Below are 9,929 nucleotides of genomic sequence, written 5' to 3' on the forward strand. Positions count from 1 at the left end.
GCAGTGAGCAAAGTGCAGAAGCTGAGCGCCGTCAAAGGCATGAACGACATCCTGCCCGCCTCGGTGCCGCGCACCGAGAAGCTGCCAACGTCAGCGCGCTGGCAGTGGTTCGAGGCAGCAGTGCGCAAGGTGCTTGCCCGCTATGGCTACCAATACCTGCTGACACCCATCGTCGAGCCCACGGCGCTGTTTGTGCGCGGGCTGGGTGAAGTGACGGACATCGTGGAGAAGGAGATGTATTCCTTCACCGATTCGATGAACGGTGACAAGCTTACCTTGCGCCCCGAGGCCACGGCCGGCATTGTGCGCGCCATGGTCGAGCACAACGCGCTCTACAACGGTCCGCTGCGCGTGTGGACCCAGGGTCCGATGTTCCGCCACGAGCGCCCGCAAAAGGGGCGCTACCGCCAGTTCAATCAGCTGGACGTGGAGGCGCTGGGTTTTGCCGGGCCGGATGTGGATGCGGAAATCATCCTGGTCGCCCGCGCGCTGTGGCGCGAGCTGGGCCTGGTGGAAGGCGAGCACGTGCGGCTGGAAATCAACAGCCTGGGCCAACCCGCCGAGCGCCGAGAGCACCGTGAGGCGTTGATCCGCTATTTCGAGCAGCACCTGGACCAGCTGGACGAAGAAGCCCGTCGCCGCCTGCACAGCAACCCGCTGCGCATTCTGGACAGCAAAAACCCGGCGATGCAGGCATTGATCGAGGCGGCGCCAAAGCTCATGGACTTCCTGGGCGACGCCTCGCGCGCCCACTTCGACGCCGTGCGCGCCGTGCTGGAGGCCGTGGGGCTGGAGTACCGCGTGAACCCGCGCCTGGTGCGCGGCATGGATTACTACAACCTCACGGTGTTCGAGTGGGTGACCGACCAGCTCGGCTCTCAGGGCACCGTGTGTGGCGGTGGTCGTTATGACGGCCTGATCGAGCAACTGGGCGGCAAGAGCGCACCTGCCGTGGGCTTTGGCCTCGGCATCGAACGCCTGCTGCTGCTGGCCGATGAGCTGGACCTGCCCATGCCTTCCGCTGCAGCGGATGTCTACGCCATCGTGCCCCCCGGCACGCCCCTGGCCCCCGTCATCGCCACGCTGGAGGCGCTGCGCACCGCCGGACTGAACGTGGTGCAGCATGCGGGCGGTGCCGAGGGTGCGGGCAGCATGAAGTCGCAGTTCAAGAAGGCCGACGCCAGTGGCGCGCGCCATGCGCTCATCTTTGGCGAGGACGAGCTTGCACGCGGCCAGGTCACCGTCAAGGCCTTGCGCGATGGCAGCGGCGCCCAGGCCGAGCACGCCCTGGCCGATGTGGCGCAATGGGCCGCCACCCTACAATCCAACGCTTAATCCGAATACAGAACCGCTGATTTCTATGGCCAATCATCTCGATCTAGAAGAACAAGAGCAGCTTGACCAGCTCAAGCATTTTTGGAACACCTGGGGCACCCTCATCAGCGCCGTGGTGCTGGTGGTGGCTGGCGGCGCTGCCGCCTGGAATGGCTACCAGTATTGGCAGAACCGGCAGGCCACCCAGGCCGCGGCACTCTATGACGCGGTGGATGTGGCAGCCCGTTCGGGTGACAAGACGCGCCTGGAACAAGCTTTTGGCGACCTGAAGTCCAAGTACGCCGGCACCACGCAGGCGGGCCAGGCTGGGTTGACTTTTGCCAAGGCCATGCAGGACACCGGCAATGCCGATGCCGCCAAGGACGCGCTGGGTTGGGTGGCTGAGAAGTCATCGGATGATGGCCTCAAGGCGCTGGCGAAGCTGCGCCTGGCCAGCGTGCTGATGGACCAGAAAAACTATGACGAGGCACTCAAGCACGTGTCCGGCAGCTTCCCACCCGAATTCGCATCGATTGCTGCGGACCGCAAGGGCGACGTCCTGCTTTTGCAGGAGAAGCGCCAGGAAGCGATCACCGAATACACCAAGGCCTACAAGGGCCTTGAAGAGGGCGTCGAGTACCGTCGCCTGGTCGAGATCAAGCTGAATGCGCTGGGTGTTTCGCCCCAAGCTGCAACCGTGGCTGCGGCTGCTTCCTCCGTAGAAACCAAGTAAACATGACATTGACTCCACATGCGGTGTCTGGCCGCTCTTCTTTCCTGCGTGGCACTGCGTTGGTGGTGTTGGCTGCGTCTCTGGCGGGCTGTTCGCTGTGGAGCGGCGGTGGCAGCGCGAAGCCTGTGCCCGCCGATCTGGGTGCCAATGTGGCGGTCCTGGGGGTGCGGCAGGCCTGGACGGCCCGCGTGGGCAACGTTGCCGGCCTGCCCCTGGAGGTGCATGCTGCGGGCAATGTGGTGACCGTAGCGTCCTCGGATGGCGTGGTGGCTGCGATCGATGCGCGCACGGGGGGGGATGTCTGGCGCACTGCGTTGGGCGAGCCGCTGTCGGCGGCTGTCGGCAGCGATGGCAAGTCGGCAGCCGTGGTCTCGCGCAGCAATGCCCTGATCGTGCTGGATTCTGGCCGCGAGCGCTGGCGTGAAACCTTGGCCGCCCAGGTGTTTACGCCGCCGCTGGTGGCTGGTGGGCGCGTTTTTGTTTTGTCGGCAGACCGTTCGGTCTCCGCGTATGACGCCACCACAGGGCGGCGCCTGTGGGCGCAACAGCGCCCCGGCGAACCCCTGGTGCTGCGGCAGGCGGGCGTGCTGCTGGCCGTGGGGGACACCCTGGTGGTCGGTCTGTCAGGTCGCCTGGTGGGCCTGAACCCTGACAACGGCAGCGTGCGTTGGGAGGCCCCTCTGGCCAGTGCGCGGGGAACCAATGATGTGGAACGCCTTGTTGAGCTGGTGGGGCGCACCAGCCGGGTGGGTGACAGCGTGTGCGCGCGCTCGTTCCAGGCGGCCGTGGGCTGTGTGAACACGGCCCGGGGCTCTGTCGTATGGACGCAGCCTGCCAGCGGCGCCGAAGGCGTCCATGGCGATGCGGATGCACTTTTTGGCGTCGAAAGCAATGGCACGGTGGCCGCATGGCGCCGAAGCGATGGTTCGCGCCTGTGGGGCAGTGACCGGCTCAAGCATCGCAAGCTGACGGCGCCGCTGTTGCTGGGGCGCTCGGTGGTGATTGGCGACAGCACGGGTGTGGTCCATTTGTTGTCCCGAACCGATGGCGCTCCCCTCAACCGCATTGCCACAGATGGGTCTGGCATTGCGGCGGCACCCGCAGTGGCTGCCGACACCTTGGTGGTCGTGACCCGCAACGGCAGTATTTACGGATTCCGTCCAGATTGATCGGTTGTATTCAATGAAGCCAGTTATCGCCCTCGTGGGGCGTCCGAATGTCGGCAAATCCACGCTTTTCAACCGTCTGACCAAGTCCCGCGACGCGATCGTGGCCGACTTTGCCGGGCTCACGCGTGACCGGCATTACGGCAATGGCAAGCAGGGCAAGCACGAGTACATCGTCATCGACACGGGGGGCTTCGAGCCCGACGCTTCGAGCGGTATTTACCGCGAGATGGCCAAGCAAACCCAGCAGGCGGTGGCCGAAGCCGACGTAGTCGTTTTTGTGGTCGATGCCCGCGCGGGCCTGTCCGCGCAAGACCACGACATTGCCAACTACCTGCGCCGCCTGGGCAAGCCCTGCGTGCTGGTGGCCAACAAGGCCGAAGGCATGGTGCAGGGCGTTCAACTGGCTGAGTTCTATGAGCTGGGGCTGGGCGAGGTCTATCCCGTGTCCGCAGCGCATGGCCAGGGGATCCGCGGTCTCGTGGACCTGGCGCTTGAGCCGTTGCATCTGCCCGACCCCGAAGAGCCGGATGCCGCAGCCGACAAGAGCGTCATCAAACTGGCAGTGGCGGGCCGCCCCAATGTAGGCAAATCCACCCTGATCAACACCTGGCTGGGCGAAGAACGACTGGTTGCGTTCGACATGCCGGGGACCACCCGTGATGCGATCACGGTGCCGTTTGAGCGCAATGGCCAGCGGTTTGAGCTGGTGGACACAGCCGGCTTGCGGCGCAAGGGCAAGGTGTTCGAGGCGATCGAGAAGTTCTCGGTGGTCAAAACGCTCCAGGCGATTGAATCGGCGAACGTGGTGCTGCTCCTGCTGGATGCCACCCAGGGGGTTACGGACCAGGATGCGCACATCGCGGGGTACATCCTGGAGAGTGGCCGTGCTGTGGTGGTGGCGGTGAATAAATGGGATGCGGTGGATGACTACCAGCGCCAGCAACTGGAGCGCTCTATCGAGACCCGGCTGGCGTTCCTGAAATTCGCCTCCCTGCATTTCATCTCGGCCAAGAAGCGCCAGGGCCTGGGGCCGCTCTGGACCTCCATCGCCCAAGCCCACCGGGCGGCGACTTGCAAGATGTCCACGCCAGTGCTCACACGCTTGCTTCTGGAGGCTGTTCAGTTCCAGAGCCCGAAGCGGGCGGGCATGTTCCGCCCCAAGATGCGGTATGCGCACCAGGGGGGCATGAATCCGCCGGTGATCGTGATCCACGGAAACTCGCTGGAGCATGTGACGGACGCCTACAAGCGCTTTCTGGAAGGGCGTTTCCGGAAAGAGTTTGATCTGGTGGGAACGCCGCTCAGGATCGAGATGAAGACATCCCACAACCCATTTGCCGACAAGGACGAGGGTTAGGACAAAGTCGCGAGTGGAGAAGGGCCATGCCCGAACCTGCCCGGGCGGGGGCCTGGCTGTGGTAAGGTGCTGGTTTACAACAACATTTTTGAACACGGAGAATATCGTGAGCAATAAAGGCCAGCTTTTGCAAGATCCCTTCCTCAACGCCCTGCGTCGGGAGCATGTGCCAGTCTCCATTTATTTGGTGAACGGCATCAAGCTGCAGGGGCAGATCGAGTCGTTTGACCAATACGTGGTGTTGCTGCGCAACACGGTGACCCAGATGGTCTACAAGCACGCGATCTCGACCATCGTCCCGGGTCGTGCGGTCAATTTCTCCACAGCAGATACCCCTGATGCCGACAGCAGCAACCCTTGAATGGTTGCCGTTTGCTAGCCGGTTTTCGTTTCTGAGTCAGGTGGTACACAAGGGCGGCCTACTTTGAGTTCGGCTACGCCCCCTCAGGCAGGCACCGCTCCGGTATTGCTGGTCGGGGTGGACTTTGGTCTGCCTCACTTTGATGGCGAGCTGGAAGAGTTGGGTCTGTTGGCCCAGACCGCAGGCATGCAGCCCGTGGCCCGCATCACCTGCAAGCGCAAGGCGCCAGACGCAGCCCTGTTCATAGGCAGCGGGAAGGCCGATGAAATCCGTGCATTGGCCCAGATGCACGGCGCCGTGGAAGTGCTGTTTGACCAGTCCCTGAGCCCGGCCCAGCAACGCAATCTCGAACGTCACATTGAGCTGCCGGTCAATGACCGCACGCTGCTCATTCTCGAGATTTTCGCCCAGCGTGCGCGCAGCCACGAAGGGAAGTTGCAGGTTGAACTTGCCAAACTGCAATACGTGAGCACCCGCCTGGTGCGGCGCTGGTCGCACCTGGAGCGCCAGACTGGCGGGATTGGTGCCCGCGGTGGTCCCGGCGAAAAGCAGATTGAGTTGGACCGGCGCATGATCGGCGATGCCATCAAGCGAACGCGTGAGCGCCTCGTCAAGGTCAAGCGTCAGCGGTCTACGCAGCGCAGGCAGCGTGAGCGGCGAGACACCTTCAATATTTCGCTCGTTGGCTATACCAACGCTGGCAAGTCCACGTTGTTCAACGCCCTAGTCAAGGCTCGCGCCTATGCGGCCGACCAGTTGTTTGCAACACTCGATACCACAACCCGCCAGCTGTACCTGGCCGACGCGGGCAGGTCGGTCTCCTTGTCCGACACGGTGGGTTTTATCCGCGATCTCCCGCACGGGCTGGTGGATGCCTTTCAGGCCACCTTGCAGGAGGCGATTGATGCAGACCTGCTGCTGCACGTGGTGGATGCCTCCAATGCGGACTTCCCCGAGCAGATGGCGCAGGTCGAGCGTGTTCTGCAGGAAATTGGCGCTGCCGACATCCCGCAGATTCTGGTGTTCAACAAGCTGGATGCGCTAGCTGAGGAGCGACGCCCGTCCGATCTGCAGGATCGGTACGAGGTGGCTGGGCATCTCTTGCCCCGGTTGTTCGTGAGTGCGCGTTCTGGCGAAGGGCTTGATAACTTGCGCCATGCGCTTTCGAGCCGCGTGCTGGCCACACATTTGGACATGACCCCAGGTGATGCCGTTGAATTGCCGGATGCAATGCCTTGATTGGGCACAATGACGGACTGACTGACCCCATCCGAGAACCAGAGACTTTGCGCATGAATTTCCAAAATCGCACCCTACGCTGGGCTTCGTTGCCAGAACGTATTCGGGGCATGTTCAATCTGAATGATCCCCGCTGGGGTCGTGGTGAGGACAAATCGGAAGAGGGGGGGCGTCCTGACGATCGGCCGGGTTCGTCCCAGAACGGGCCTCGGGGAGGCGACCAGCGCCCTGGCAATGGCCAGCAGCCTCCGGATCTGGATGAACTCTGGCGCGACCTGAACCGCAAGTTGGGTGGTCTGTTTGGCGGCAAGAACGGTGGATCGCGCGGCCCTGGCAATGGCGGCGGAACGGGCGGCGGGTTTCAGCCCGACATGAAGAGCGCTGGGGTTGGTGTTGGTCTGATCGCAGGCATTGTTTTTGTGATCTGGATGGGAACGGGCTTCTTCATCGTCCAGGAAGGTCAGCAGGCTGTTATCACCCAGTTTGGCAAGTACAAGAGCACTGTCGGGGCTGGTTTTAACTGGCGCTTGCCTTACCCGATCGAGCGCCACGAGCTGGTTTTTGTGACCCAGATCCGTTCTGCGGATGTGGGCCGCGATACCGTCATCAAGAGCACGGGCCTGCGGGAATCCGCCATGCTCACGGAAGACGAGAACATCGTCGAAATCAAGTTCGCTGTGCAATACCGCCTGAGCGACGCGCGGGCTTGGCTGTTTGAGAGCAAAAATCCATCCGATGCGGTGGTTCAGGCTGCCGAGACGGCGGTGCGGGAGGTGGTGGGCAAGATGCGCATGGACACGGCTTTGGCCGAAGAACGCGACCAGATTGCCCCCAGGGTTCGCGCGCTGATGCAAACCATTCTCGACCGCTACAAGGTGGGTGTGGAAGTGGTAGGGATCAACCTGCAGCAGGGCGGGGTGCGCCCGCCCGAACAGGTGCAGGCATCATTTGACGATGTTCTGAAAGCGGGGCAGGAGCGTGAGCGCGCCAAGAATGAAGCGCAGGCCTATGCCAACGACGTTGTACCGCGCGCGGTGGGTTCGGCCTCGCGTCTGAATGAGGAAGCGGCAGCTTACAAGGCACGTATCGTGGCCCAGGCCCAAGGTGATGCACAGCGGTTTTCCTCGGTACTGGCCGAGTACCAGAAGGCTCCTCAGGTCACGCGGGACCGCATGTACCTGGACACCATGCAACAGATCTATGGCAATGTGACCAAGGTCCTGGTGGAGTCTCGCCAAGGCTCCAATCTGCTGTATCTGCCGCTCGACAAGATCATGCAAAACGTGGCCAGTGGTGGGGTTGCGCTGGATGCTCCTGCCGCTAATGCCGCACCTGCTGCGGTGCCAGCGGCACCTGCGGCCAATTTCTCCAATGACCCCCGGGCGCGAGACTCCAACCGCACCCGTGACCGTGAATCTCGCTAGGAGCCGTTCGTGAACAGAGTCGGATTTATTGCGTCCACTATTCTGGTGGTGCTTGCTCTCATGAGCTCGATGCTTTTTGTGGTAGACCAGCGGCAGTTTGGCGTTCTTTATGCGCTGGGGCAGATCAAAGAGGTGATTACAGAGCCCGGTCTGAATTTCAAGCTGCCCCCGCCGTTCCAGAACGTGACTTACATCGACAAACGTCTGTTGACGTTGGACAGCACGGACACCGAGCCCATGCTGACCGCCGAGAAGCAGCGTGTGGTGATCGACTGGTATGTGCGCTGGCGCATTTCGGAGCCCACCGAGTACATCCGCAATGTGGGTCTGGATGAGAGCGCAGGCGCCATGCAACTCAACCGCGTGGTGCGCAACGCCTTCCAGGAAGAGATCAACAAGCGCACCGTCAAGGAACTGCTGTCCGTCAAACGCGAGGCCTTGATGGCGGATGTAAAGCGTGAAGTGCTCGACACGGTGCGCGGAGCCAAGCCTTGGGGTGTGGACGTGGTGGACGTTCGGATTACCCGGGTGGACTACGTGGAAGCCATTACGGAGTCGGTGTACCGGCGCATGGAGGCTGAGCGCAAGCGCGTGGCCAACGAGTTGCGTTCTACCGGAGCTGCCGAAGGGGAAAAAATCCGGGCTGATGCGGACCGTCAGCGCGAGATCGCTATTGCCAATGCCTACCGAGATGCACAGAAGGTAAAGGGCGAGGGCGATGCCGAGGCTGCGCGCATTTATGCAGAGGCTTTTGGGCGTGATCCTCAGTTCGCGCAGTTCTATCGCAGTCTGGATGCCTACAAATCCAGCTTCAGCAAGAAAAGCGATGTCATGGTGCTGGATCCATCTTCGTCTGACTTTTTCAAGGTTTTCCGCGGCGGCACGCCTGCCGCAGCCCAGGCGGCTCCACGCAAGTAGTCTGCGCGGGCACCAGGTTGCTGCATGACGTGGGAAAGTCTCTGGACAGCGTTGGCGCTGGTCCTGGTGATTGAAGGTTTGTTGCCCTTCTTCTCGCCACAAACCTGGCGACGCACAGTCCAGCAGATTGCGCACCTGCAAGATGGTCAGATTCGTTTTTTCGCGTTTTTGGCCATCGTTGCAGGCCTGCTGATGCTCTGGCTCTAACGCTTGTCATCTGGCGCTGCTAGAGATTCCTTGGGTGCCTTCGACAGGTGCCGGTAGAATCACGGTTTTAACAGCCTCCCCTTTTCTCCATGTCTGCTTGGGTCCTTCCGGATCACATTGCCGATGTCTTGCCGTCTGAAGCCCGGCACATCGAAGAATTGCGTCGCGGGCTGCTTGATACAGCCCGCTGTTATGGCTATGAGCTGGTCATGCCGCCGTTGATGGAGCACCTTGAGTCGCTCTTGACCGGCACAGGCGAAGCACTGGACCTCCAGACTTTCAAGCTGGTCGATCAGTTGTCAGGCCGCTCCATGGGGCTGCGGGCAGATACAACTCCCCAGGTCGCCCGCATTGATGCCCACCTGCTCAATCGCAAAGGGGTAACGCGCCTGTGTTACTGCGGCCCCGTACTGCACACGCGCCCCGACCGCCCCCACGCGACTCGTGAGCCTCTGCAATTTGGTGCCGAGATTTACGGCCACCCAGGGGCTGAGGCTGATCTGGAAGCGTTGCAGCTGGCCCGTGAATGCCTGCGTGTCGCGGAGGTCCGTGACACCACCGTTGACCTGGCAGATGTTCGCATCGTCCGCAGCCTTCTCGCTGGCCTTACTGTGGGGCCGCAATTGCTCAGCGCGATCCATGCAGCACTGGCTGCCAAGGATGCCCAGGAGCTGAAGGCCCTGACCCGCGATTTCCCTGCGGCATCGCGGGAGGGTTTCCTGGCACTGCTGCAGCTGTATGGCGACTCTGGTGTGTTGGTTGAAGCTGAAAAAGCCCTTCACCGCGTGCCTGGTGTGCCTGAAGTGCTATCAAACTTGAAGTGGCTTGGCGCCCGCCTGGAGGGTGCAACGGTCACGTTTGATTTGGCAGATCTGCGTGGTTACGCTTACTACAGCGGCGCCCGGTTTGCGATCTATGCCCGTGGTGCCAGTGATGCACTGGTCCGTGGCGGCCGCTACGACGAGGTCGGTGCGGTGTTTGGGCGCAATCGGCCTGCTGCCGGATTCAGCCTGGACATCAAGCAGGTCGTTGGTGTCGTGCCGCCACGTCCCCTGAAAGCAGCCATTCGTGCCCCTTGGGGCGAAGGTGCAGACGTGCATGCCGCTATTTCCGAGCTGCGCTCTGCAGGGGAAACAGTCGTTTGTGTTTTGCCGGGTCACGGCAGTGAAGTGGATGAGTTCCACTGCGACCGTGAACTGGTCCAGGT

General features: G+C 62.0%; 10 protein-coding genes (1 of these 10 cut by a window edge). All 10 read left to right on the plus strand.

Translation table 11 applies throughout. The annotated features are described in order from the left end of the window. Positions 1–39: 39 nt before the first annotated feature. Positions 40–1,335 carry a histidine--tRNA ligase gene (gene hisS / locus ACSQ3O_RS08580; RefSeq protein ID WP_436141097.1) on the plus strand — a complete coding sequence of 432 codons (1,296 nt, stop codon included), beginning with the start codon at positions 40–42 and terminating at the stop codon, positions 1,333–1,335. Between the two features lie 25 nt (positions 1,336–1,360). Beyond that, complete coding sequence (locus tag ACSQ3O_RS08585; RefSeq protein ID WP_436138532.1) at positions 1,361–2,047, plus strand: YfgM family protein; 687 nt, start codon at positions 1,361–1,363, stop codon at positions 2,045–2,047. Positions 2,048–2,049: 2 nt separating this feature from the next. After that, on the plus strand, positions 2,050–3,216 hold the full coding sequence (gene bamB / locus ACSQ3O_RS08590) for an outer membrane protein assembly factor BamB (RefSeq protein ID WP_137749531.1): 1,167 nt from the start codon (positions 2,050–2,052) through the stop codon (positions 3,214–3,216). A 13-nt stretch (positions 3,217–3,229) separates the two neighbouring features. Further along, a complete protein-coding gene (gene der, locus ACSQ3O_RS08595; RefSeq protein WP_436138533.1) occupies positions 3,230–4,573 on the plus strand; it encodes a ribosome biogenesis GTPase Der in 1,344 nt (447 codons plus the stop codon). A 106-nt stretch (positions 4,574–4,679) separates the two neighbouring features. After that, entirely contained in the window at positions 4,680–4,934 is a 255-nt protein-coding gene (gene hfq / locus ACSQ3O_RS08600) for an RNA chaperone Hfq (RefSeq protein ID WP_124512060.1), read from the plus strand. 105 nt (positions 4,935–5,039) lie between these two features. Continuing rightward, a complete protein-coding gene (gene hflX / locus ACSQ3O_RS08605; protein ID WP_436138534.1) occupies positions 5,040–6,173 on the plus strand; it encodes a GTPase HflX in 1,134 nt (377 codons plus the stop codon). A gap of 53 nt (positions 6,174–6,226) precedes the next feature. After that, the gene (gene hflK / locus ACSQ3O_RS08610; protein ID WP_436138535.1) at positions 6,227–7,597 is read left to right on the plus strand and encodes an FtsH protease activity modulator HflK; all 1,371 of its coding nucleotides are present in this window, start codon (positions 6,227–6,229) and stop codon (positions 7,595–7,597) included. A 9-nt stretch (positions 7,598–7,606) separates the two neighbouring features. Further along, a complete protein-coding gene (gene hflC / locus ACSQ3O_RS08615; RefSeq protein ID WP_137749535.1) occupies positions 7,607–8,515 on the plus strand; it encodes a protease modulator HflC in 909 nt (302 codons plus the stop codon). 24 nt (positions 8,516–8,539) lie between these two features. Next, positions 8,540–8,722: a DUF2065 domain-containing protein gene (locus ACSQ3O_RS08620; RefSeq protein WP_436138536.1), complete on the plus strand. Its 183-nt coding sequence runs from the start codon at positions 8,540–8,542 to the stop codon at positions 8,720–8,722. 89 nt (positions 8,723–8,811) lie between these two features. After that, positions 8,812–9,929, plus strand: the 5' portion of a protein-coding gene (locus ACSQ3O_RS08625) for an ATP phosphoribosyltransferase regulatory subunit (RefSeq protein ID WP_436138537.1). Its footprint extends 31 nt past the window's final position; 1,118 of the gene's 1,149 nt are visible here — the first part of the coding sequence; the start codon lies at positions 8,812–8,814; its stop codon lies beyond the right edge, outside the window.

This window comes from Acidovorax sp. LjRoot74 (assembly GCF_964254355.1).
Lineage (GTDB): Bacteria > Pseudomonadota > Gammaproteobacteria > Burkholderiales > Burkholderiaceae_C > Acidovorax.

Bases quoted from the DNA above. Each gene is read 5' to 3' on its own strand.
- hisS (WP_436141097.1), top strand. From the start codon at position 40: ATGAACGACATCCTGCCCGCCTCGGTGCCGCGCACCGAGAAGCTGCCA.
- ACSQ3O_RS08585 (WP_436138532.1), top strand. From the start codon at position 1,361: ATGGCCAATCATCTCGATCTAGAAGAACAAGAGCAGCTTGACCAGCTC.
- bamB (WP_137749531.1), top strand. From the start codon at position 2,050: ATGACATTGACTCCACATGCGGTGTCTGGCCGCTCTTCTTTCCTGCGT.
- der (WP_436138533.1), top strand. From the start codon at position 3,230: ATGAAGCCAGTTATCGCCCTCGTGGGGCGTCCGAATGTCGGCAAATCC.
- hflK (WP_436138535.1), top strand. From the start codon at position 6,227: ATGAATTTCCAAAATCGCACCCTACGCTGGGCTTCGTTGCCAGAACGT.
- ACSQ3O_RS08620 (WP_436138536.1), top strand. From the start codon at position 8,540: ATGACGTGGGAAAGTCTCTGGACAGCGTTGGCGCTGGTCCTGGTGATT.